The organism is Novosphingobium sp. BL-S-34 (genome assembly GCF_056857015.1).
In genome coordinates this window covers 1,622,624-1,646,217 of sequence record NZ_CM166473.1, presented here as the reverse complement: position 1 = coordinate 1,646,217, position 23,594 = coordinate 1,622,624, and the positions used below count along the sequence as shown (strand labels likewise).

At 66.5% G+C, this 23,594-nt stretch carries 16 protein-coding genes; 9 read left to right on the top strand and 7 right to left on the bottom strand.

What is annotated here, in order from left to right; all coding sequences use genetic code 11:
• Positions 1-129: 129 nt before the first annotated feature.
• The 6 genes from AC1VV3_RS21045 to maiA are packed head-to-tail and all read left to right on the top strand — an operon-like array spanning position 130 to position 7,999.
• Positions 130-2,511 (top strand): TonB-dependent receptor, encoded by a 2,382-nt coding sequence (locus AC1VV3_RS21045; RefSeq protein WP_482962389.1) that lies wholly within the window; start codon positions 130-132, stop codon positions 2,509-2,511.
• 53 nt (positions 2,512-2,564) lie between these two features.
• Positions 2,565-3,911: a sulfatase family protein gene (locus AC1VV3_RS21040; protein WP_482962388.1), complete on the top strand. Its 1,347-nt coding sequence runs from the start codon at positions 2,565-2,567 to the stop codon at positions 3,909-3,911.
• Entirely contained in the window at positions 3,904-5,601 is a 1,698-nt protein-coding gene (locus AC1VV3_RS21035) for a glycoside hydrolase family 3 protein (protein WP_482962387.1), read from the top strand. Before AC1VV3_RS21040 ends, AC1VV3_RS21035 begins: the two co-directional genes overlap by 8 nt.
• Before the next feature lie 7 nt (positions 5,602-5,608).
• Positions 5,609-6,673, top strand: coding sequence for a gentisate 1,2-dioxygenase (gene gtdA, locus AC1VV3_RS21030; protein ID WP_482962386.1), 1,065 nt, complete (start codon positions 5,609-5,611; stop codon positions 6,671-6,673).
• Positions 6,670-7,368, top strand: a complete 699-nt coding sequence (locus AC1VV3_RS21025; protein WP_482962385.1) for a fumarylacetoacetate hydrolase family protein — start codon at positions 6,670-6,672, stop codon at positions 7,366-7,368. The genes gtdA and AC1VV3_RS21025 overlap by 4 nt, the downstream gene beginning before the upstream one ends.
• Positions 7,361-7,999: a maleylacetoacetate isomerase gene (gene maiA / locus AC1VV3_RS21020; RefSeq protein WP_482962384.1), complete on the top strand. Its 639-nt coding sequence runs from the start codon at positions 7,361-7,363 to the stop codon at positions 7,997-7,999. The genes AC1VV3_RS21025 and maiA overlap by 8 nt, the downstream gene beginning before the upstream one ends.
• Positions 8,000-8,101: 102 nt before the next feature.
• On the opposite strand, the gene AC1VV3_RS21015 is transcribed toward maiA, so the two are convergent.
• Complete coding sequence (locus tag AC1VV3_RS21015) at positions 8,102-9,160, bottom strand: LacI family DNA-binding transcriptional regulator (RefSeq protein ID WP_132267340.1); 1,059 nt, start codon at positions 9,158-9,160, stop codon at positions 8,102-8,104.
• Between the two features lie 212 nt (positions 9,161-9,372).
• Here AC1VV3_RS21015 and AC1VV3_RS21010 point away from each other — a divergent pair, with 212 nt between their 5' ends.
• Genes AC1VV3_RS21010 through AC1VV3_RS21000 form a run of 3 tightly spaced genes read left to right on the top strand, consistent with a single transcriptional unit; the run spans position 9,373 to position 13,365 of the window.
• Positions 9,373-10,797, top strand: coding sequence for an MFS transporter (locus AC1VV3_RS21010; RefSeq protein ID WP_482962383.1), 1,425 nt, complete (start codon positions 9,373-9,375; stop codon positions 10,795-10,797).
• A complete protein-coding gene (locus AC1VV3_RS21005; RefSeq protein ID WP_482962382.1) occupies positions 10,794-12,719 on the top strand; it encodes a glycoside hydrolase family 3 protein in 1,926 nt (641 codons plus the stop codon). Before AC1VV3_RS21010 ends, AC1VV3_RS21005 begins: the two co-directional genes overlap by 4 nt.
• Positions 12,720-12,762: 43 nt before the next feature.
• The gene (locus tag AC1VV3_RS21000) at positions 12,763-13,365 is read left to right on the top strand and encodes an HAD-IA family hydrolase (protein WP_482962381.1); all 603 of its coding nucleotides are present in this window, start codon (positions 12,763-12,765) and stop codon (positions 13,363-13,365) included.
• Between the two features lie 28 nt (positions 13,366-13,393).
• Here AC1VV3_RS21000 and AC1VV3_RS20995 read toward each other — a convergent pair whose 3' ends face one another.
• The 6 genes from AC1VV3_RS20995 to AC1VV3_RS20970 form a co-directional block, all read right to left on the bottom strand.
• The gene (locus AC1VV3_RS20995; protein WP_482962380.1) at positions 13,394-13,576 is read right to left on the bottom strand and encodes a hypothetical protein; all 183 of its coding nucleotides are present in this window, start codon (positions 13,574-13,576) and stop codon (positions 13,394-13,396) included.
• Between the two features lie 93 nt (positions 13,577-13,669).
• Positions 13,670-16,672 carry a TonB-dependent receptor domain-containing protein gene (locus AC1VV3_RS20990; protein ID WP_482962379.1) on the bottom strand — a complete coding sequence of 1,001 codons (3,003 nt, stop codon included), beginning with the start codon at positions 16,670-16,672 and terminating at the stop codon, positions 13,670-13,672.
• A gap of 175 nt (positions 16,673-16,847) precedes the next feature.
• Positions 16,848-17,843, bottom strand: coding sequence for a glycosylasparaginase (locus AC1VV3_RS20985; protein ID WP_482962378.1), 996 nt, complete (start codon positions 17,841-17,843; stop codon positions 16,848-16,850).
• Between the two features lie 97 nt (positions 17,844-17,940).
• Positions 17,941-18,168 (bottom strand): hypothetical protein, encoded by a 228-nt coding sequence (locus tag AC1VV3_RS20980; protein WP_482962377.1) that lies wholly within the window; start codon positions 18,166-18,168, stop codon positions 17,941-17,943.
• A gap of 42 nt (positions 18,169-18,210) precedes the next feature.
• Positions 18,211-20,541 carry a GH92 family glycosyl hydrolase gene (locus AC1VV3_RS20975; RefSeq protein WP_482962376.1) on the bottom strand — a complete coding sequence of 777 codons (2,331 nt, stop codon included), beginning with the start codon at positions 20,539-20,541 and terminating at the stop codon, positions 18,211-18,213.
• 146 nt (positions 20,542-20,687) lie between these two features.
• On the bottom strand, positions 20,688-23,375 hold the full coding sequence (locus tag AC1VV3_RS20970) for a TonB-dependent receptor (protein WP_134093513.1): 2,688 nt from the start codon (positions 23,373-23,375) through the stop codon (positions 20,688-20,690).
• Between the last annotated feature and the right edge of the window lie 219 nt (positions 23,376-23,594).

Here is a 23,594-nt window from a genome sequence, read left to right as displayed (position 1 = left end):
AATAAATCGTTGACACCGGCCGGGCGGTTGGAGTTTAGCGTTACATGAATCAGGTGATTCGAACCCGGCGCGAATGTCCAGAAGTCCTGGGCAGCAAAGATGCCGGGAACCCAAGTGGAGGGGAAAAGCATGTCTCTGAAGACCATTTTTGGTGCGTCTACCGTTTCCGTCACCGCGCTCGGCGCCGCCATCATGTGGGCCGCACCCGCCATGGCGCAGGATGCCGCCGCGCCTGACGGCACCATGCCCGGCGATATCGTCGTTACCGCGCAGAAGCGCGCCGAGCGCCTCCAGGACGTGCCGCTGGCCGTCACTGCGGTGAGCGCCGACATGCTGGCCGCGCGCCAGATCAACGACACCACCTCGCTGGTCACCGCCATTCCCTCGCTCTCGTTCCAGCAGGGCGCCAACCCCACCAACACCAGCTTCCGCATTCGCGGCATCGGCACGGCCCTGTTCGGCCAGGGCGTCGAATCCTCGGTCTCGGTGGTTGTCGACGGCGTCGTCGCCGTGCGCTCGGCCCAGGGCTTCTCCGAGCTGGCCGACATCGAGCGCATCGAAGTCCTGCGCGGCCCGCAGGGCACGCTCTTCGGCAAGAACGCATCCGCCGGCGTCATCAGCGTGACCACTGCGCGCCCTTCCGACACGTTCGAGGGCAAGGGCGAAATCACCATCGCCGAGCATAACGAATATCGCGCGCGCGGCACCGTGTCCGGCCCCATCACCGACACCCTGCGCGCCCGCGTCTCCGGCTTCTACAGCGACGTCCAGGGCGTGACGCGCAACATCGGCACTGACAAGTGGGTCAACGGCTCCAAGAGCTGGGGCGTGCGCGGCAAGCTGGAATGGGAAGCCACGCCCAACCTCACTTTCCTGCTCGCCGGTGAATACAAGAAGACCGACGCGGATTGCTGCGCTTCGACGCTGATCTCCATCGTCAACCCGGTGCTGCAGCAGGTCGTCGGCCCGATCGACGCCAGCCGCAAGAACCGCACGATCAACGAAGACACCGACACATACGCCAACAGCAAGTCGCAGACCTACTCGCTGCAGGCCGACTGGGACCTCGGCGCCGCGTCGATCACCTCGATCACGGCCTACCAGAAGTACGATCTGGAAGTGAACCAGCCGATCGACCGCATCAACGCCACTTCGCCGCTCTACCTGGGTACGGCCGCCTTCGCGCCCTATACCTTCTGGAACCAGAACCACGGCATCGTCGATCTGAGCGCCTGGTCGCAGGAACTGCGCATCGCCAATAACGGCAAGTCGGACCTCAATTACGTCGTCGGTGCCTTCTACATGCACAGCGACATCCTGCGTCCCTTCGACCGCCGCCGTGCCCGCTGCACCGCGGGCATCGTCGGCCAGCCTTGCGCCACCACCAATATCGTGTGGCAGTCCGCCGAGAGCCGCATCCGCCTGAAGCAGGACAGCATCGCCGCCTTCGGCCAGGCCGACTATCTCATCGTCGGCGGGCTTCGCGCCATCGGCGGCATCCGCGTCCAGTACGAAAAGGGCACCAATAGCGGCACCCGCACCGCCCCGATCGTCGCCGGAGACAACGTGTTCCCGGGCAATGCCAGCACCAGCGGCAGCTTCTCGGCCCACGACACCGCCGTTACCGGCAAGGCCGGTTTGCAGTACGAGTTCAGCCGCAATGCGCAGGTCTATGCGACCTATACCCGCGGCTACAAGGGCCTGGGCTACGAGATGGAAATCTCGGCCAACCTTGCCAACCAGTCCGCGATCCAGCCCGAGCACGTCAACGCCTATGAAATCGGCTTCAAGGGCAGCACGTCCGACCGTACGCTGACCTTCTCGGCCGCGCTGTTCCAGGCGGACTATTCGAACCTGCAGGTCCAGGCCAACCGTTCCGACCCGACCACCGGCGTCATCCAGTTCGTGACCACCAATGCCGGTTCGTCGCGCAGCCGCGGCTTCGAAATCGAAGCGACGATGCGTCCCTCGGACTCGTTCTCGGTCAATGCCGGCGTCACGTACGCGCAGTCGCGCATCAATATCGACGGCCTGAACTGCCCGCTGCAGCTGCAGGCTGCCGCACCGGTGATGACCGGCACGCCGATCAACGTGTGCTACCGCACCGCCCCCGGCGCGACCCCGCAGCAGAACCTGCGCGATCGTCCGCTTCAGGCGAGCCCCGACTGGCGCATCACCCTGTCGCCGCGCTACGACTACGAAGGCGACAAGTTCAGCGCCTTCGCACAACTGGGCGTGAACTTCACCAGCGCGCAGTACTTCACCTCGGAACTCGATCCGCTGACGCGCCAGCCGTCCTACACGCTGGTCGACGCCACGGTCGGCGTTGCCACGCCGGACAAGCGCTACAGCCTCTCGGTCTTCGTGAAGAACCTGTTCGACACCAACTACCTGACCAGCATCGGCCACAACTCGCTGATGTCCACCACGGCCAATCCCTACGATCTGGTCGGCACCTACAACAAGGACTCCAGCCGCTACTTCGGTGCGACCTTCGGCGCCCGTTTCTGAGACCCACCTTGGGCCGGGCGCCAGCGCCCGGCCGCTTCTTGAAGGATCGCGCCTTGGATCGACGCAAATTCCTGGCCTCCAGCGCCGCCGCCGCGGCAGCCTGCTCGGCGCCGGCCGCCATGGCCGCGGGGAAGCGCCGCCCGCGCAACGTCGTCGTGATCCTCTGCGACGATCTCGGCTACGGCGATCTCGGCATGACCGGCGCCCGCGGCATCGCCACGCCGAACATCGACGCCATGGCCCGCGAAGGGCTGACCTTCTCCGAATTCTATGCCGCCGCCAACTTGTGCACGCCCTCGCGCGCGGGGCTGCTCACCGGGCGCTATCCCGTGCGGACGGGCCTTGGAGACAAGGTCATCCTCTACAACGACGACCGCGTCCTGCCGAAATCCGAAGTGACCATAGCCGAGGCGCTCAAGCCCGCCGGCTATGCGACCGGCCTGTTCGGCAAGTGGCACCTCGGTCATCGCGGACCGGACTGGCTGCCCACGCACCACGGCTTCGACCGCTTCGTGGGCATCCCCTATAGCCACGACATGAGCCCCCTGGTGCTGGTGCGCGCCGAGGGCGGGCGCGAGGCCGTGCAGGCGCCTGTCGAGATCACGCCGCTCCAGCAGATCTTCTGCGAGGAGGCCGAGATATTCATCACCGAGAACGCCGCAAGGCCGTTCTTCGTGGAACTGGCGCTCAGCGCGCCGCACTTGCCCTGCCGCCCGCCCGCGCCCTTCGCGGGCCGCTCGAACGCGGGAGCTTACGGCGATTCCGTGGAGGAAGTGGACGACAAGGTCGGCCGCATCCTCGCCCTGCTGCGCAAGCTGGGGATCGACCGCGAGACGCTGGTGCTGTTCACCTCCGACAATGGACCCTGGTACGAAGGGTCGAGCGGCCCCCTGCGCCAGCGCAAGGGCGGCGGCGGCTACGACGGTGCCAGCAAGGTGCCGCTGATCGCCTGGTGTCCCGGTTCGATCTCCGCTTCCGGCCACAGCGATGCGATCGCCATGGCCATCGACTTTCTCCCCACCTGCTGCGCGCTCGCCGGCGTCGCCCTCCCCGACGCGGAACTGGACGGAAAGGACATTTCCTCCGTCCTGTTCGGCGGCGCGCAGCAGTCTCCCCATGAGGAACTTGTCCTGTTCAACAATGAAGACCCGGTGGCGATCCGCACGCAGCGCTGGAAATACGTCTCCGGCGACTACTTCCTGGCGGGCTTCCGGCCCACCGATCCCAAGTACCCGCAGCTTTACGACCTGAACGCCGACCCGGCCGAGAACTACAGCGTGGCCGATCGCCACCCGGATGTCCTTGCCGACATGCGCGGCCGTCTTGCTGCTGCCCGCACCCGCTTCGCGCCGTTCAAGCGCGGCCCGGTGGCCGTGACTTCGGGAACTTTCCATGACTGATATTGCCCCCGTTTCTCTCGACACCGTCGATCCCCTCGCCATCGATGCCAAGGCCCAGGCCTGGGTGGAGCGCACCCGCGACGCGATGAGCACCGAGGAGAAGATCGGCCAGCTCTTCGTCTTCTCCACCTCGCAGGACAGCCGCGAGGAACTGGCGCCGCTGCTTGCGCTGAAGCCCGGCGGCATCAACCGCTTCCCCCGGCGCGACCTTGCCGCCTTCCGTGAGGCGACGATGTTCACGGTCGAAAGCGCCAGCGTGCCGCCGATCTTCACCGGCGACATCGAGGGCGGCACCATCAGCTATCCCTTCGCCACTGCCGTGCCCAATATCATGGGGCTGGCGGCCTGCGACGATCTGGCCACGACCGAGGCGGTCGCCCGCCTCGTCGCGCGCGAGAGCAGGGTGCTGGGCTACGACTGGTCGTTCGGCCCGGTGGTGGACATCAACGAGGCCTTCCGCAGCGCCATCGTGGGCACCCGTTCCTTCGGCTCCGACCCTCAGCGGGTGCTGGCGCAAGCCGGCGCCTATGCCCGCGTCCTTCAGGAAGAGGGCGTGGCTGCCTGCCTCAAGCACTGGCCGGGCGACGGTTTCGACGAGCGCGACCAGCACCTCGTCACCAGCGTCAACCCGCTCTCGGTGGAGGAATGGCATGCGCTTTACGGCCGCATCTACGGAACGCTGATCCGGGCCGGGGTCATGACGGTGATGTCCGCACATATCGCCTTCCCCGCCTATATCCGTTCGCGCCTGCCCGATGCCGGGCGGGAAGCCTTCCAGCCCGCCACCGTCTCGCGCCTGCTCAACCAGGACCTGCTGCGCGGGGAACTGGGCTTCAAGGGCCTGATCATCTCCGACGCCACCGGCATGGGCGGGCTGACGGGCTGGATGGAGCGCGCCGAGACGGTGCCCACCGTGATCGAGAACGGCTGCGACATCTTCCTGTTCAGCCGCGCGCCCGAGCGGGACTACGGCTTCATGCTGGACGGTCTGCGCAAGGGCCTGCTGTCCGAAGCCCGGCTGGAGGAGGCGGTCACGCGCATCCTCACGCTCAAGGCGAAGCTGGGGCTGCACTTGCGCGAACCTTCGGAGCGGCTCATGCCGCTGGCCGAGATGCAGGAGGCGCTGCAGGCCCCCGCAGACCTCGAAACGGCCCGCGCCGCGTCCGGGCAGAGCGTCACCCTGGTCAAGGACGTGCAGGACCTTCTGCCGCTCGATCCCGTGAAGCACCGCCGGGTCGTGGTGATCGAGGAGGAAGGCTTCAGCTTCTGGGACGGCTCGCTCGATCGCGGCTACGGCCCTGTGTTTGCCGAGCTGGAACAGCGCGGTTTCGAGGTGCGCAGGTTCGATCCCGAGGCGATGCCCTCGCGTGAGGACACCGACCTTGTCCTCTATCTGGTCGGGCAGGAAGCGACGCCCAGCGCCTCGCGCATCTTCCTCGATTTCGCGAAGCTGCATGGCAACAACCGCAAGGCGATGACGCAGTATTCGCGCGAAATCCCCACGCTGATGGTCTCCTTCGGCCAGCCCTATTACCTGTTCGATGCGCCGCACATGCAGACTTGCGTGAACGCCTATAGCGCGATCGAGCCGGTGCAGCGCGAAACGGTCCGGCGTCTCACCGGAGAGGCACCGTTCACCGGCGTCAGCCCGGTCGATCCGTTCTGCGGCCTCGAACAGCTCAAGTGGTGAGGACGGTATGACTCAAGGCGAGATGACTCAGGGCGCCAACGACCAGCGTTCGCAGCTCGAAGCGCTCTATGCCGCGATGGCGCCGCAGGGGCTCCAGCCCTTGTGGGAGAGCCTTCATGCACTGGTCCTCACGGAGCCCCGCTCGCCCGCCAGGCCCTGGCGCTGGGACTATGCGGAGACCCGCAACTTCCTGATGCGGGCCGGCGACATCATCAGCGCCGAGCAGGCCGAGCGCCGGGTGCTTATCATGGAGAACCCCGGACTGGCGGGTCAGGCGGCGATCACGCCCAGCCTCTACGCCGGGCTTCAGCTGATCCTGCCGGGCGAAGTGGCGCCCTGCCACCGCCATGCGCAGAACGCGCTGCGCTTCGTCATGGAAGGCAGCGGCGCCTTCACCGCGCTCGACGGCGAGAAAGCGGTGATGGAGCAGTTCGACCTGGTGCTGACGCCGGCCTACCAGTGGCACGATCACGGCAACGACGGCGATGCGCCGATGATCTGGCTCGACGGCCTGGACATCCCGACCGTGCGCCTGTTCGATGCCAGCTTTGCGGAACGCCTTGGCTCTGCGGCCCATCCCGAGACGGCCGCACCGGGCGACACTCTGGCGCGCTACGGCCACAACATGCGCCCGATGCGCGGCAGCGCGGCGGACCGGCGACCGGCAGGACGGCCGCTGTTCCACTATCCTTATGCCGACTGGCGCCCCGCGCTCCAGTCGCTGGCGACCGCGGGCGAAATCGACCCGCACTTCGGCCACGCGCTGGAATTCACCAATCCCGCAGACGGCGGCCCGGTGCTCTCCACCATCTCCGCCCATGTCCGGCTGCTGCCCGCAGGCTTTGAGAGCCGCACCCGCCAGGCGACGGACGGCACCGTCTTCGTCGTCTGCGAAGGTACCGGCGAACTGCGGCTGGGCGAGGAAACCATCGCCCTGAAGCCCAGGGACGTGGTGGTGGTGCCCTCCTGGGTGCCGCACCGCTTCCTCGCCGCGACCGAGCTGGTCCTGTTCGCCTATTCCGACAAGGCTTCGCAAGTGAAGCTCGATCTCTACCGGGAGTTCAACCATTGACCTATCTGTTCGACCCGCTGCCGCCCGTCCTTGCGAAGACCAGCGACGGTCACGACTATCCGGTCCGCCGGGTGTTCTGCATCGGCCGCAACTATGCCGACCACGCCAAGGAAATGGGCGTCGAGGTTGACCGCGAGGCGCCGTTCTACTTCACCAAGTGGGCGGAAACCGTGATCCCCAGTGGATCGGTGATGGCTTACCCGCCGTCGACGGCGAACTTCCATTACGAGGCCGAACTGGTCGTCGCCATCGGCAAGGGCGGGCGCAGCATCGCCGCGGCCGACGCCCTGGACTACGTCTACGGCTATGCCACCGGGCTCGACATGACCCGCCGCGACCTCCAGCTGGAAGCGCGGGCCAAGGGCCGCCCCTGGGATGCCGGCAAGAACGTGGAGGAATCCTCTCCGCTTGGCCTGATCCATCCGATCGCCGAAACCGGCCCGCTGAACGAAGGCGCGATCCGCCTGACGGTCAACGGCGAAGTCAGGCAGGAGGCAGACCTTGCCGAGCTGATCCACCCGGTAGCGGACCTTATCGCCTTCCTCTCGAACGCCTACCGCCTGGAGCCGGGCGACCTGATCTACACCGGCACGCCCGCCGGCGTGGGCGCGGTGGTGCCGGGCGACGAGATCGTCATCTCGGTGGCCGGCCTCAGCGATACCGTGGTGAAGGTGGGGCCGCCGGCCGGTGCCTGACCCGCTGGTCCTCCATACCTTCTGGCGGTCGTCCTCTTCGTGGCGCGTGCGCATCGCGCTCGCGCTCAAGGGGCTGGACTGGAGCGGGCGCACCTATCGGCTGCGCGCGGGCGAACAGCGGGCGCCGGAATATCTCCGGCTCAACCCGCAGGGCCTCGTACCCAGCCTGGAAGTCGGTGGTGCGGTGCTGACGCAGAGCCTGGCCATCTGCGAGTATCTCGACGAGATCCGGCCCGATCCGGCGCTGCTTCCGGCAGATCCGCTGGAACGCGCGAAAGTCCGCGCCGCGGCCCAACTGATCGCCTGCGAAGTGCATCCCCTCCAGAACCTCAAGGTGCTCGACATGCTGCGCGCGCGCGGTCTGGACGAGGAATCCGTGACCGACTGGGCGCGCGAAGTGATCGAGACCGGGCTGGAAGCCTTCTCCGCGACGATTGCGGCGAACGAAGGCCCTTATTGCTTCGGCGCGCAAGTCACGCTGGCCGACATCTGCCTCGTGCCCCAGCTCGGCAATGCGCGGCGCTTCGGCGCGCGGTTCGACTTCCCGAGGATTGCGGAAGTGGAAGCTGCCTGCAACGCCCTGCCGGCATTTCAGGTTGCCGTCCCGTCCCGTCAGCCGGACGCGGAGTAGTATCGATACCTTGGGGCGACCGCTCGACCTCCTCCTCCCGAGCCGGTTGCCCATGCGGCGGTGGACGCAAGTCCGCCGCCGCCTTTTTATCTGTCTTGCGGCTTATCCGTCTTTGGGAGGCACGCCGACCGAATTGCGCTCGATCACGGTGAAGTCCACGTAGCTGGCCTCCACTGCGGCGCTTTTCCCGCCTTCTTCGCGCAAGATGCTGACGAGGCGCTCGGTGGCCCTTTCGGCGATGAGCGCCAGCGGCTGGCGCACGGTCGTCAGGGCGGGCCAGATCTTCACGGCGATCGGCGTATCGTCGAAGCCGATGATCGAGACGTCGCCGGGCACGGACAGGTTGTTGCGCAAGGCCACGTTGACGAAGGCCGCGGCCATATCGTCGTTACCGGCGATCACCGCCGTCACGCGGCGGTCGTCGATCAGCACGCGCTGTGCCAGATCGAGCCCGGCATCGAAGGTCGGGCGCGCCTCCCAGACCAGGCTCATGTCGGGAATGACGCTCTGTTCGCCCAGCGCGCGCAAATAGCCGCGCAGTCGCGAAACCGCCACCAGCGCGCCGGGCAGGGTGACGAAGCCGATCCGGCGGTGGCCCTTTTCCAGCAGGATCCGCGTCACTTCGTAAGCGGCCTGTTCGTCGTCGATCCGCACGCAGTCCATGTTGCGGAGATCGCCGCCGGGCGCCAGGGCGATCATCGCGGTATCGTGACGCTCCGGAATGCCGGCGGCGCTGACCATTTCGCAGAGCGGCGGCGGCAGCAGCAGCCCGTCCAGCCCGGTCTTCAGGAAAGCCTCCACGCCGCCGACCGGATCGGCCAGGTCGTAGGAGTTGATGATGAGCTGCGCGCCCAGGCGCGAGGCGGCCTTGAGCGAGCCGACCAGGATCGCGCTGAGCAGGGCGCTTTCGGTATCGCTGTGGACCAGCCCGATCCGCAGGGTGGCGGCGCTGGCCAGGGCCCGCGCGGCGCTGTTGGGCGTGTAGTTGAGCGCCTTCACGGCCTTGAGCACGGCATCGCGGGTGTCGGCATGGACGACCGGCCGGTTGTTCAGCACGTTGGAGACGGTCATCGTCGATACGCCTGCCAGCTCGGCCACTTCGGCAATCGTGGGGCCGCCGCCGCCGCGCCGTCGTTTTCGAGGGGTCGTACCGCTTGTCATAATCGCCCCTGTCATAGGTTCCGGCCGCAATTTGGCAAGGATGTGCCCGGCCGATGCGATTTGGTTCGAATTGACCAACAACTGCGTTGACAATCCCGGGAATGCGGTTAGTTGTAGCGCTAAATACTCGCTTGTCCATTGCCTTTCGGGTCGCACCAGAAAGGCGCCGCACGAACGGCGCCGGGCAAGACAAGAATACAGGGATGGGGACTATGCTGCAGACCGCGAAGGATGCCGCGCTGAAGACGGCGCCGGAGATGACGGTTCCCGATCCGGTTTTTGATCCGGTTCCCGATCCTGATGGCGGCAGCTGGCCCCCCGCGCGCGAAGCCTGGACGGCGGCGATCCTGCTCATGCTGGCCTATACCCTGGCCTTCGTCGATCGCCAGGCGCTGGCGCTGCTCGTGCAGCCGATCAAGGAAGACCTCGGCGCCTCCGACACGGCGATGAGCCTGCTCTACGGGTTGAGCTTCACCCTGTTCTACGTGATCGTCGGTATCCCCGTGGCCTGGCTGGCAGACCGGTCCAACCGCCGCAACATCATCGTCGTGTCGATCTTCGTCTGGAGCCTCGCCACCGCGGCCTGCGGCATGACCCGCAGCTACGGCGGCCTCTTCGCCGCGCGCGTCGCGGTGGGAACCGGGGAGGGGGGACTGAGCCCTGCCGCCCACTCGATCCTGGCGGACTATTTCCCGAAGAACCGGCTGGCGCTGGCCATGGGCGTCTACAACATGGGCGTTTACCTCGGCGGGGCCGGTGCCCTGATCCTGGGCGGGCTGATCGCCGGGGCGGTGCCGCCGTCCTCGGAAATCGCCATACCGGTGCTGGGGACGATGAAGGGCTGGCACATCATCTTCCTGGCGCTCGGCATTCCCGGCGCGCTGCTGTCGCTGGCGATGCTGTTCGTGCGCGAACCCGTTCGCCGTGGCGGCGCGCCGAAGCTCGCGGAGCCGGCCGGCCATGAGAATCCCGGACGGAAGGGAAGCGCAAGCGTGGCCCAGCTGTTCGGCCAGCTCTCCGCCCACGGACGCGCCTACTTCGGCATCATCGTCGGCTTCGCGCTCATGATCTTCGTGGGGAACGGCACCGGCGCGTGGATCCCGGCTTTCCTCGAACGCTCCTATGGCATGTCGATTTCGCAGATCGGCGCCTCCTACGGCTGGATGGTGTTCTTCTGCGGTACGAGCGGCGCGCTCTGCGGCGGCTTCGCCGGCTCCTGGCTGCAAAAGCGCGGAGTGGTGAACGGCAACCTCCTGGCCGCGGTGATCGGGTTCACCGCGCTCATTCCCCTGACGATCGGTTTCCCGCTCATGCCGACGGCCGGGCTCGCGCTGGCGGGTGTGGGCGGCATGAACTTCTTTGCCGGCTTCAACTTCGGCGGCGGACTGGCCACGCTCCAGTCGCTGACCCCCAACCGCATGCGCGCGCAAGTCTCGGTGATCTACATGCTGGCCATCAATCTGGTCGGCTCGACCCTGGGGCCGACTTCGGTGGCTCTGGTTACCGACATGGTCTTCGCCGATCCTTCGCGCCTGGGCCTGTCGATCTCCATCGTCTGCGCCGTGGCCTCGCCGCTGGCGCTGGCGGCGCTGCTGTTCGGCATGTCCGGCCTGCCGCGCCGGGAGCGCGCGGCATGAAGGGGCGGCGGACGAAGGGCCTGCTCGGCGGGCTGGTACTGGCGGCGCTCTGCTGCGGATCGGCGCAGGCGGCCGAATGGCGCGACCTGAACCACAACGGGCAGAAGGACCCTTACGAGGATCCCGAAGCCCCGATCGAGCGCCGCGTCGAGGACCTGCTCGGCCGGATGACGCTGGAGGAGAAGACCGGCACGCTGGCGCATGGCACGCTTCCGGGCGCCGGGCCGACGCCGGGGGCGGCGATCGGCATTTCCGCCGGCGGCTACGACATGGCCAAAGTCCGCGACCTGGTGGGCCGGGATCACATGTCCAGCTTCATCACCCGGCTGGACCTGCCCCCCGCCCAGTTCGCCGAGCAGAACAATGCCGTCCAGCGCGCGGCAGAGGAGAGCCGCCTCGGCATTCCGGCTACGATCAGCACGGATCCGCGCAACCATTTCCAGGCGGTTGTCGGCGCCAGCACACGCGGCAAGGGCTTTTCTGCCTGGCCGGAGACGCTCGGCTTCGCAGCGCTGCGCGACGAGGCGCTGGTACGGCGCTTCGGCGCGGCGGCGGCGCGCGAATATCGCGCCGTGGGCATCCACATGGCGCTTTCCCCGCAGGCCGACATCGGCGTGGAGCCGCGCTGGCCGCGCATCACCGCCACCTTCGGGTCCGATCCGTCGCTCGTGTCGCGCATGGCCGGGGCCTATGTGGAAGGCTTCCAGGGCGGACGGGACGGGGTTACGCACAGCGGCGTCGCCACCATCGTCAAGCACTGGGTTGGCTATGGCGCCGCGACAGAGGGCTATGACGGGCACAATTACTATGGCCGCAACGTCACGCTCGACAACCGCGAACTGGCCGAGCACATCCGCGCCTTCGATGGCGCCCTGGCCGCTCACAGCGCGGGCGTGATGCCCACTTACGTCGTGCTGCACGGCGTGACGCTGGACGGAAAGCCGGCCGAGCCGGTGGGGGCCGGTTTCAGCAAGCCGTTGCTGACCGGGCTGCTGCGCGGCGGCAAGGGGTTCGACGGGCTGATCGTCTCCGACTGGTCGATCACGCGCGATTGCCCGGAACGCTGCTCGGCGCCGAGCGCCGAGGCACCGCAGATGCCCGGCGCGATCGGCATGCCCTGGGGCGTGGAGGGGCTGACCGTGGTGCAGCGCTTCGCCAAGGGCATCGATGCCGGGCTCGACCAGTTCGGCGGCATCGACAGTCCCGATCCGATCACCCAGGCAGTGAAGCAGGGGCTGGTGAGCGAGGCGCGGATCGACGAATCCGTGCGCCGGGTGCTGCGCCTGAAGTTCGAACTCGGCCTGTTCGACCAGCCTTTCGTCGATCCCCGCCGCGCAGAGCAAGTGCTGGGCGATCCTGCCGTGAAGGCCGAGGCCGACGCTGCCCAGCGCGCCAGCCAGGTCCTGCTTCGGAACGAAGGCGGTATCCTGCCGCTGCGCCGCGGCGCGCGGGTCTGGCTGCAGGGCCTCGATCCCGAGGCGGCGCGGGCGGCCGGGCTGGAAGTGGTGACGCGGCTGGAGGATGCCGATGCGGCCATCGTCCGCAGCGCGGCGCCGTTCGAGACGCTTCACCCTTATCACTTCTTCGGATCGCGCCAGCATGAAGGCAGGCTCGAATTTCGCGATACCGACCCGGACATGCAGGCGATCCGGACCGCGGCGGCCCGGGTTCCGGTCATCGTCGCAATCGAAATGGACCGCCCCGCCGTGCTGACGGCGATGGTCCCCCATACGCGGGCCATTCTCGCGACCTTCGGCGCCAGCGATGCCGCCGTCGCGGACGTGGTCGCCGGAAAAGCCCGGGCGCGCGGGCGCCTGCCCTTCGACTTGCCCCGCTCTCCGGTCACCACCGCAAGCAGGGCCGCGGGGGACAAGCCCCTCTATCCGCGCGGGAGCGGCCTCGGCGCGGCGCCTGGGGACTGACCACCGCCTTTCCATTCGCGCCGCAGGGCACTAGGCTGGGGTCATGCCTCAGTTCCAGAACCGTGATTTCGCCGCCTTCCTGTTCGACATGGACGGCACCATGGTCGATTCATCGCGGGTCGTCGAACGGGTCTGGACCGCGTGGGCCCAGCGGCACGGCATCGATCCCCAGCCGTTGCTGGCGGCTTGCCACGGCGTGCAGGGCAAGGACCTGATCCGGCGCTTCGGCGGCAGCGGCCTCGATCTGGCAGCCGAACTGAAGGGCATCGAAGCGGCGGAGATCGCCGATCTCGACGGCGTGGTGGCGATCGCGGGGATCGCGGATTTCGTGAAGCGGCTAGCGCCCGGATCCTGGGCCATCGTCACATCGGCGCCGCGCGCACTGGAGGTGAAACGGCTTGAGGCCGTGGGCGTGCCCTTGCCGCAGGTCATGGTGGCGGCAGAAGACGTGACTTGCGGCAAGCCCGATCCGGAAGGCTTCCTCAAGGGTGCTGACCTGTTGGGCGTTCCCATCGAAGCGTGCCTGGTCTTCGAGGATTCTCCCGCCGGCGTCGCTGCTGCGCGGGCCTCCGGGGCACGGGTGGCGATCGTGGGTGACCGCGTCGAGGCGGGCGAGCACGAACCGGTGCTTTACCGTTATCCCTGAGCGGGCAGGCCGGGCGGGCTTTGCGCGGTCAGAAGTCGGGATCGAAGCCGGCGACCGCCTGGAGTGTCTTGCGCCTTGCGGGCGGAGCATCCGCAGTGCCCTGCCGTTCGTCCTGCACCGGCGATACTGGCTCCGGATTCCCGGCCGAAACCGGTTCCTTCCCATGCGGCGAAGGGCGCGGCGGGGCCGTGGTGGCTTTATCGCCTGTCATGACGCTTCCTCATGATGCTTCCTGCTTCGATGCAGCGCGGGGAAAACCGGAACCCGCGGCGGCGGGCTCCGGTTCGTTCCTGCGTCTTGCCGGTCAGAAGTTGACCGTGGCGCCGATCGCGAGCTGGCGGCCCAGCGAGTCATAGCGTGCCGACAGCGTGTTGCTGCGCGACAGGCCGTAGCCGTAGGAGTTCGGCAGCAGCGGCGGCAGCTTGTCGAAGATGTTGTTCGCCGACATGCGGAGCGAGAACGCCTCGTTCACGCGGAACGTCAGCGCCAGGTCGAAGTAGTTCTGCGCGCCGATGCGGTAGAACGTCTCACGCTCGGTATCGGCGTTCCCACCCAGTGCCGGATCGTTCGAGTTGCTGACGTTGGTCAGCGGGCCGACATAGCGCCAGTTGAACGAGGCGTTGAAGAAGCGATCCTCGGTCGTGTACGTGGCGCGCAGCGAGTGCGTCCACTTGGGGATCAGCTGGCCGCAAGTGCCGCCGTAGTATCCGGCGCAGTTGTACTTCGGCAGGATCGGTGAGTCCTGGCCGCCGGCCAAAGTGGTCAGCGAGCCTGCGAAGTCCAGCGCCAGCGTGCCGTACTTGCCGAGACCCGTGGAATACTGGCCCTGGAAGTCCCAGCCGTGCGACTTGCTCTTGTAGTAGTTGGTCGTGCCGCCGCGAATGTAGCCGCTGGTCGGGTTGGTGCTGGGGTTGCTGGACAGCGTGCCGTCGGCATTGCGCACGAACATCGAGCAGAAGAACTCGCTGCCGGTCTGGAGGCAGCCGTTCGAGAAGTAGTCGTAGTTGTTGTAGCCGATGGAATCGTCGAGATCGATCAGGAAGCGATCGACCGAGACGACCAGGCCGGGCACGAACGAGGGCTTGAGCACGACGCCGAAGGTCTTGGTGTAGGCCGTTTCCGGGTTGACCGTGTAGCCGCCCGAGCGAACGGTGCAGCCGACGTCGGTCGGGCAGACCAGGGTCGGGCTGCCGTAGAGGCTGTCCGCCAGACCGGTGGCGGCGCAGACTTCACGAGAGGCGGCCGGGGCGCCGTAGACGGGTACCTGCTGGCCGTTGGCGCCGGTGGTGTAAGTGACCGTCGGCGCGCAGATGTCGTTGTAGGTCGGCGTGATCCGGTCGTAGCTGATGTTGGAGCCCTGGTAGGCTTCCACCACGGTCGGCGCGCGCTGGGCCTTGTTGATCGAGCCGCGGAAGGTGATGTCCGAAATCGGCGACCAGATCGCTTCGGCCTTCCAGGTGGAGAAGGTGTCCGGGTTGGAGCTGTACTTCGACAGACGGAACGCGCCGTTGAACTGCAGCAGTTCGGCGAAGGGCTTGTGCTCTACGATCGGAACCTGAACTTCGACGTTGCCTTCCCAGGCATTCTGGGAAAGGTTGCTGTTCGATCCGCCCCAGTTCTTGCGCCAGACATCGTCCGCGTAGCTCTTCAGCTTGTCCTCGCGGAACTCGGCGCCGATCGCGATGGCCACGCCCTGATCGGCCCAGGGCGACTGGATGCCGTAAGTGCCCAGGTCGCCCTGTACGGTGGCAACCGCGTTATAGAGGGTGTTGATCGTGGTGCTGGTGCCGAACTCGGTCAGGTAATCCAACAGGGCCTGGCCGTTGGTGGCCGAGTTGGCGCTGAAGGCGTCGAAGGGAAGGCAGCCATCGGCCGAGCCGGCAGCGCACTGCAGCTGACCGTTGACGCTGACGACATTGAGGGCGTTGTTGACACGGTCGTAGTTGGGGCGGCCCCAGGTGGTGTCCATGCGGTTGCGGGCGTAGACGCCGCCCACATCGTAGCTCCAGCCCTGTGCGAACTGGCCGCGCACGCCGGCGGTCGCGCGCAGGCCCAGGTTGAGGTAGGAATCGGAGACCGGCCGCGCATTGTTGAAGCGATAGCGCACGTCGAGCGGGGCGAGCATACCCGTGCCTGCATCGGCACCACAGATGGTCTGCGCCTGCGAGGCCGACATCAGCGGATTGTTGCAGTTGACGAAGTATGTCGTGCCTTCGCCATAAGTTTCGGAATTCAGCACGCGCGCCGGATAGGGATTGGACGAGCTGTCGCGGAACCACATGACGCTGCCGTAGAGTTCGGCGGCGTCGGACAGTTCGAAGGACGTGAAGCCGCCCGCATTCCAGCGCTTGTTGGCGCGCTGGAAGGAGTAACCGTCATAGGGATTGGCGGCATAGGCGTCGCCATAAGGCAGGAGCGTGCCGGAGCCGTCCGGATTGTTGACGAACTGCTGGCCGTTGGCAGCGCCCGAACGGGGCGAAATGTAGCCATAGGGCGTATACGTCGAGGTCGTGCACCCCAGCGGGCCGTCCTTGCCGGTCTGAATGAGTTCGCAACCTGCCGTCTCGCGCGCGGTGAACGGCACCAGCGCCGCTTCGCGATAGTTCACGTAGCCGCTGATGTGGAAGCGGCCGTCGAACAGCTTCTTGCCGACCGTGAGCGAGATATCGGAACGGCCGCCGTCGATCGCGTTGCCGCGCGCCGGCTGGTCGAAGCCGTACTGGCTGGCGACGTCCGAAATCAGCGTGCGCTTGTTCTTGTGCAGGTAGAAGTTGTAGTTGCCGTTGAGCTGGATGCCTTCGAAATCGTCATCCATGATGAAGTTGACGACGCCGGCGACCGCATCCGAACCGTAGACGGCGGAAGCACCGCCGGTCAGCACGTCGACGCGCTTGATGAGCGAGGTCGGGATCATGTTGGCGTCCACGCCGTTCATGGTGCCCACGCGCTTGCCGTCGATCAGGGTCAGGGTGCGTTCGAAGCCGAGGTTGCGCAGCTTGATGCGCTGGCGGCCGTCGGAATCCGAGTAGTTCTGCTGGCTGTCCGGCGCGATCTGCGGAATGCGGTTGAGCACTTCCTCGATGTTGACGGCGGCCTGGGCGCGGATCGCGTCGTTGGTGACGGAAGTGATCGGCGCGGCGGCCGTGGAGTTCGGGCGGTTGATGCGCGAACCCGTGACGACGATCGAGCCTGCCGAACCGCCCGCGCTATCGGCTGCCTCGGCCGGTGCCGCATCCTGCGCCATGGCCGGCGTGGCCAGACCGGCCATGCAGGTGGTGGCCAAGAGTATCCTGGTGATCTTCCTCATTCGAGAACCCTTTTTCCCTGAAGTGATGGGCCGCCGTGTGCAGGTCGGCCTTGTCGCCTACCGGTCGTTATCGACCGGACTTGTCGGTCCCCGGTCGCTATCGACCGGATTTGTTGGTGCCCGGTCGTTGCCGGCATTTCCTCTTGCGTTATCGATCGATTCCAGGTCGGCGCGGTCAGGCGCGGCGCAGGCTGTCCGACGGGTGGACGGCCGTGCGACCGGCGGCGTCCGTCACCGCGTAAGTGAATCCGGGCTGGATGGCGAAAGCACCGACGCGGCCGTCCTTGTCGATCGCCAGGAATGCGACCTGGGCGTCCTTCACGGCGTCCCCCCGCAGCTTGACGATATGTTCGACGGCTTCGCGGCATGCGGCCATCGCCGACATGCCCATCCGCATCGAGCCGACCACGCGGGCCGCCCCTGCGATGCGCGTCACTTCCTCGCCCACGCCCGTGGCCGTGGCGGCGCCGATACCCGGCTCCACCAGCAGTCCGCAGCCCGATTGCGGGGAATCGCCGACCCGGCCGCGCAGCTTGTAGGCCATGCCGGAGGTCGTGCAGGCGCCCGCCAGCCGTCCCTCCGGGCTGCGCGCGAGAATACCAATCGTGTCATGGTCCAGCTTGGAACCGCGCTGGTTCTCGATATTGGCGACGGGTTTGTATTCGGCCGTCCTGAGCCATTCCTTCCAGGCGGCTTCCGCCTCGGGAGTGAGCAGGTCCTGCGCCGCGAAGCCCTGTTCGCGCGCGAATTGCGCAGCGCCTTCGCCCACCAGCATCGTGTGCGGCGTACGCTCCATCACCCGCCGGGCGACCGAAATGGCGTGGACGTAACCTTCCAGCGCGGCGACGGCGCCGGCGTGGCCGCGGTCGTCCATGATGATGGCGTCCAGCGTGACATGGCCGTCCCGGTCCGGATAGCCGCCCATGCCCACGGAGTGGTTGGAAAGGTCCGCCTCCGGCACTTGCGCGCCGGCCTCGACCGCGTCGATCAGCGTTCCGCCGGCCTTCCAGCGGCCATAGGCGGCCGCATTTGCCGCGGCGCCGAAGTCCCATGTGGAAACCACGAGGGCCGGGCTGTCGCTTTCGTTCGACGGTGCGGCCGCGCGCGCCGGTCCAGCCACGGCGGCTCCGGCCAGGGCCATGCCCAAGGTATCGCGACGCGAGATTCCCATGCCCAGTTCCTCAGCCAATACCGCCGCTTCCCTTTTCGGCGGCTGAAACCGGCAGGCCCTTCCCAAAGCCTGTCCTGCAACAGAGCTGTCATAGGTATTAAATAAATTCAATTCCAAAAATCAAATTGGCATTATATTTTTCCGTAATTTGGCGAAATATGTCGCTAATTGGTCTCACGCAAACGCCAGAACGCGAAGCGCCGCGCCGAGCCATCGCCTGCTCGGCGCGGTTAAGTTTTCCTTTTTTCCGAAACACCTTGCGTGCTGCCACCTGCATGGAAACGCGCGCCCGTGCCGCCGCCGGGATCCAGTCCGGCGGCGGCAATGAGGGGGCAAAGTGCAGGCGGCCCTCAGTCCCGGAGGGCCATCATTCCTGGCGGGGAGGACGGCTCTGCAGGCGCTGTCCGAACGAAAGCTCGGGCACGTTCTGCATGTGGAATGTCAGGCGGCCACCCTTCATCAACTCCTCGTGGCGGATCCAGCAGCGGTCGAGCGACTTGCCGTTCCACTCCACCCGGCCGTAATAGGGCCGGTCCGAGCGGTTGCCCGGTGCGCTCACGATCAGTTCGCGGCCGTTGCCCAGCCTGACGCGCGCTTCCTCGAACAGCGGGCTGCCGAAGATATAGACGCCGCTGACGGGATCGACCGGATAGAACCCCAGCGCCGAAAGCACGTACCACGCGCTCATCTGCCCGCAATCGTCGTTGCCGATCACGCCTGCCGGTCGGGCGCGGTACATGAGCGCGAGCAGGCGGCGAACCATGGCCTGCGTCTTCCAGTGCGCGCCCGTCCAGGCATAGAGGTAGGCGACGTGGTGCGAGGGTTCGTTGCCATGGGCATATTGGCCGACCATGCCGCTGATGTCCGGCGGTGCGTTCCTGGGCAGCGTGGAAGGCGCGTTGAAGAAGGCATCGAGCTTGGCCTCCAGCGCGGCCGGACCGCCCATCGCCTCGGCAAGGCCGTGGACGTCGTGCTGGTTGAGGAAGGTCGCCTGCCAGCCGTTGCTTTCGGTAAAGTCGCGCCACTTGTCCGAATGGCCGAGTTCCACCGGATCGTAAGGTTCGGTCCAGGCGCCGTTGTCCAGCCGTGGCCGGGCGAAACCGGTGGCGGTGTCGAACACGTTCTTCCAGTTGCCGGAGCGCGCCTTCAGCCGTGCGGCGTCGTCCGCGGCGCCCGCTGCCCGGGCGATCCGGGCGGCGGCATAGTCGTCATAGGCATATTCGAGCGTGCGGCTCACGCTTTCGAACACCTTGTCCGCCGGGACATAGCCCTTGGCGTCGTAGTCCGGGATGCCGCGCGCATTGTCGAGCACGGGCATGGTGAAGTCGAACGAACGGCGGCGGATGTTCGGCCAGGCGGCGGCGTAGTCTCCGGGAATGCCCTTGGCCATGGCTTCGGCCAGTACCGGCACCGCATGCCAGCCCATCATGCAGCCGGTCTCCACGCCCTGGAGCGGCCAGACGGGCGGGCCATAGGGGCTCTGCTGCGTCTGGCGAACGAGGTCGGCCACGAATTCCCCGACCCGCGCCGGGCGCAGCAAGGTCTGCAGGGGATGGAAGGCGCGATAGGTGTCCCATAGCGAATAGGCGCTATAGGCCGTCTCGCCGGGCGCCAACTGGTGCACCTTGCGATCAAGCCCCATGGTCCGGCCGTCCACGTCCGAGAACAGCGTAGGCCCGATGGCGGCGTGATAGAGCGCGGTGGCCATGATCGTGCGCTGTTCCGCGCTGCCGCCCGTCACCGAGACATGGGACAGTTCGCCGGCCCAGGCGCGGGCAGCGGCCTGGCGATAGAGGTCGAAGTCGAAGTGTGTCGCTTCCGCCGCCAGGTTCGCGCGGGCGCCCGCGACATCCACGGCCGAGACGGCCGTGCGCACGACGATGGGCGCGCTGCCGGCATCGTCGAAATGGACCGCGGCCTTCAGGCGCCGGCCCTTCACTTGCGCGCTGCCCGGGGCTTGCGGGGCATCGTCGTCACCGAAGAAATCGATGCGGCTCGGCGGGCGCGAGAACTGCATGGCGAAGTGGATGCGCCGCCCCTTGGCCCAGCGAAACACCCGCCGCTGCCCGGTGAGCGTGCCGTCCGCATCCAGGGCGAGTTCCGCATCGTCGATCAGCGGATGCTTGTCCGAGGAATCCAGCACGAGGTGCGAGAGGTCGATCAGCAGATGCCCGCCGCTGCCATCGGCGGGATAGACATGGCGCTGGATGCCGGTGCGCAGCGTTGCGGTCAGTTCGCTGGCGACGCCGTTTTCCAGCTGTACGCGGTAATAGCCGGGCTCCGCCGCCTCGTCGCTGTAGCGCAGGCGATAGCCTTCGTCCGGGCGGTCGAGCGGTCCCGGCCGGAGGCGCACTTCGCCGCGGCAGGGCATGACGAGCACGTCCAGCATGTCGCCGATGCCGGTGCCGGACAGATGGGTATGCGAAAAGCCCAGCAGCGAGGCGTCGCCGTGATGATAGCCCGAGCAGGTGTCCCAGCGCGCGGTATCGGTATCCGGGCTCAACTGCACCATGCCGAAAGGCAGGGTGGCGCCGGGGAAAGTATGACCATCACCGCCGGTGCCGATGAAGGGATCGGCTTTCGCGGCCGGCTCCGCCTCGGCGGCCAGAAGCCGCGCCGGTGCGGCGGGAACGGCGGCGGCCAGCAGCGCGAGGCGGCAGGATCCGGACATCAGGCGGCGGCGGGAAAGCGCGGTCATTCAGGCATCCATTCAACTTTCAAAGGCCGTTACGACCCGAAAAGGGCGGCGCCTGTCCACCGGGTCAAGCCCGTGGACAGGCGCCGGCCCGTGTGCCTGCAGGTCTCAAGGAGGAGGAGAGGGACCTGCACGCTTTTGCACGGGACTTAGAAGCTGAACTGGGCGGTCGCGGCGAAGACGCGCCCGTTCTTGTAGAAGGCCGTCGGCGCGCTCTTGCTGCCACTGTAGGAATAATATGTCGAATCGAGCAGGTTCTGCGCGTTGGCCTGGACCGTGAAGTGGTCGTTGATCTTGTAGGAGATCGATGCATCCAGCTGGTGATAGCCGTCGGTCGAATCCACCGAGTCCAGGCGGCCGATGCCGGTGAAGTAGTGGCTGCGCCAGTTCCAGCTGACGCGGGCCTGGAACGGGCCCTTCTCGAAGTAGGGGATCACGTTGATCGTATGCTTCGAGAGATAGGGCAGGTTCAGCACTGCGCCGTTTTCGCCCGTGCCGCCCTTGGCATCGGCGAAAGTGTAGTTGGTCAGGATGCCGAAGCCGCCCCAGATCGGGGTCTGGAAGCCCAGCGACACGCCGTTGACGGTGGCGTTCGAGGCGTTGACCGGGCTGGAGACGATATAGGTCTCGTTCTGCTGGGTCAGGTTGTTGAACAGCACCTGCTGGCTGGTGGTGGTGACGATGTAGGATGAGATCTCGCGGCGGAAATATTCGGCCGAAAGCAGCGCGCTGTGGCCGAAGTACCATTCGGCCGAAAGCTCGTAGTTCGTCGAGGCATAAGGCTTGAGGTCGGTGTTGCCGCCGCTGGCTGTCAGCTGCGTGTCGTTGCGGCTGAAGGCGCCGGCGAGCTGGCCGTAGCGGGGACGGGCGATGACCTTGGCGATCGAGCCGCGGACCTTGATCTGGTCGTTGACGTCCCAGCTCACGTTGATGCTGGGCAGGCCCTTGAGATAGTCGTTCTTCGCACGGGCCGGCGAATAGCTGTCGCTCTCCGCGGTGTAGAGGTAATAGTCCGAGACGTCCTGGGTATAGACCGCGCGGTAGCCCAGGTTGCCGCGGATCGGCCCGGTCTCGAAGTCCAGCTGGACGTAAGCCGCGGCCGACTTCTCGTGCACCTTGAACGAAGTGCCCTCGTCAAGGCCGGTGTCGACGTAGAGGCCGTTTTCCAGCGTGTCGATCACGTCTCCGCTGCGCAAGGTGGCGAACTGGTTGGCGTTGCCGCCGGAGCCCAGGCCCTTGAACAGGCCCGAGGGCGTGAGCGTGTAGTCGTAGTCCGCCAGGCTGATCGGATCGGTCAGATAGACCTGGGAGCCGGTGGCCCTCAGGCTGTTGACGTGGTCGGATGCCTTCACGCCCATGCGCACGGACTTGAAGAAGCCGTCCTCGACGTCCCACTTGGCGTCAAGCTGACCGTAGGTTTCCTTGTCGCGCTGGCGGGACGTGGCGATGCCGCCGATCTGGTAGGCTTGCACCGTGCTGCCATCGGGCAGGGTGACAGGCCGCAGGTCCGAGCGGAAGAAGGCCGTCGGATCGGTGGGCGCGGTGGAATACGTCACTGCAGTCTGGTTCTGCCCGTAGCTGTAGCTGAAGGGCATGTTGGACTGGAGGTTCATCAGGTATTCGGGATCGGTGCCGCCCGTGGCCTTGGTCCAGCCCACATTGCCGGAAAGAGTCAGGCTGTCGTTCGCCTTCCAGGTGGAGGCGAGGTTGTAGCTGTCCGTCCGCACTTTGGTCTTGCGGTAGTTCATGTCCAGCTGCGAACTGGTGGAGGGCAGGTCGGTCGCGCCAAAGGAGGCGTTAGTGACGAGGCCGTTCGAGATCGTCGCCGATTGCAGCGCCCCGGCGGCCCAGGTGGGTACGACGTACTGGGACTGGCTGAAGTTGTTGTAGGTGCCTTCGATGTGAAGGCCGGTCAGGTCGAATTCGAGGCGGTCGCTCGGCGCCCACTGCACGGCGAACTGGCCGCCGATGCGCTCGCGCGTCTGCTTGAAGTAGGCATGGTTGATGCCATAGGGATAGCGCGCAGCGGCGAGGTCCGCCGCGGTGCCGCCGGTCAGCACGGCATCGGGGTTGTTGAGCGTGACGTTCCCGGCCGCATCGGTCGAGGTGAAGTCGGAACCGCTGTTGTAGCCGAAGTATTCGACGCCCGCGCGGGCCAGCGAGTCCTTGTCGTAAGTTCCAGCGACGAGAATGCCGAAGGTCGCGCTGTCGTTCTTCCAGCTATAGAGCAGCGAGCCGCGCGGATTGCCGATTTCGGAGCGGTCGTTGTAGCCGTAGCCGATCGAGCCGTTGATGGTGTTCTTGTCGAGGTCCAGAGGCTTGCGGGTGCGCACGATCACGGTGCCGCCCAGCGAGCCGTCGTCGATGCGCGGTTCGGGCGACTTGAACACCTCGATCTGCGAGACGATTTCCGGCGCGAGCAGGGAATAGTTGAACGTGCGCCCGGTCACATCGCCGGCATTGCCGCCCCAGTCGGCCGAAGCGATGGAATGGCCGTCGATCAGGACGCGGTTGAGCGCGGGATCGGTGCCCTGGATGGAGACGCGCTCGCCGATGCCGAACTGCCGGTCGACGCTGACGCCGGGAATGTGCGACAGCGATTCCGCGACGTTGCGGTCGGGAAACTTGCCGATGCCTTCGGCGGTGATGACGTCCACGACCGCATCGGCATTGCGCTTCACGTTGATGGCATTGGTCAGCGCGTCACGGATGCCGGTCACGACGATGGCGCCCGCGTCTTCCGGAGCTGCCGGCTGCTGGCCGTCCTGGGCAAACGCAGGGGCGGCGAATGTCACGGTGGCGCCGGTGGCCAGCAAAGTCGCGCGTGCGAATTTCATCATTGTTTCCCTCATGGCCCGAACCTGTCCGCGCGCTTCAGCATCTATTTTGTGAGGAATGCGCGCCGATTATTTCCTGTGACAATGCCAATATCATTCCAATGTCATGGTTGAATGTCACCAAAATAGATCCTGATGTCTATCGGAAATTTTCTCGTCATCGGGCAATGGTGGCCGTGGCGCGCTAAACCGCGGAAATACGTGGCAAGCGCTGGTGGG

Bases quoted from the DNA above. Each gene is read 5' to 3' on its own strand.
- AC1VV3_RS21045 (WP_482962389.1), top strand. From the start codon at position 130: ATGTCTCTGAAGACCATTTTTGGTGCGTCTACCGTTTCCGTCACCGCG.
- AC1VV3_RS21035 (WP_482962387.1), top strand. From the start codon at position 3,904: ATGACTGATATTGCCCCCGTTTCTCTCGACACCGTCGATCCCCTCGCC.
- gtdA (WP_482962386.1), top strand. From the start codon at position 5,609: ATGACTCAAGGCGAGATGACTCAGGGCGCCAACGACCAGCGTTCGCAG.
- AC1VV3_RS21015 (WP_132267340.1), bottom strand. From the start codon at position 9,160: ATGACAAGCGGTACGACCCCTCGAAAACGACGGCGCGGCGGCGGCGGC.
- AC1VV3_RS21010 (WP_482962383.1), top strand. From the start codon at position 9,373: ATGCTGCAGACCGCGAAGGATGCCGCGCTGAAGACGGCGCCGGAGATG.
- AC1VV3_RS21005 (WP_482962382.1), top strand. From the start codon at position 10,794: ATGAAGGGGCGGCGGACGAAGGGCCTGCTCGGCGGGCTGGTACTGGCG.
- AC1VV3_RS21000 (WP_482962381.1), top strand. From the start codon at position 12,763: ATGCCTCAGTTCCAGAACCGTGATTTCGCCGCCTTCCTGTTCGACATG.
- AC1VV3_RS20995 (WP_482962380.1), bottom strand. From the start codon at position 13,576: ATGACAGGCGATAAAGCCACCACGGCCCCGCCGCGCCCTTCGCCGCAT.
- AC1VV3_RS20990 (WP_482962379.1), bottom strand. From the start codon at position 16,672: ATGAGGAAGATCACCAGGATACTCTTGGCCACCACCTGCATGGCCGGT.
- AC1VV3_RS20985 (WP_482962378.1), bottom strand. From the start codon at position 17,843: ATGGGAATCTCGCGTCGCGATACCTTGGGCATGGCCCTGGCCGGAGCC.
- AC1VV3_RS20975 (WP_482962376.1), bottom strand. From the start codon at position 20,541: ATGACCGCGCTTTCCCGCCGCCGCCTGATGTCCGGATCCTGCCGCCTC.
- AC1VV3_RS20970 (WP_134093513.1), bottom strand. From the start codon at position 23,375: ATGAAATTCGCACGCGCGACTTTGCTGGCCACCGGCGCCACCGTGACA.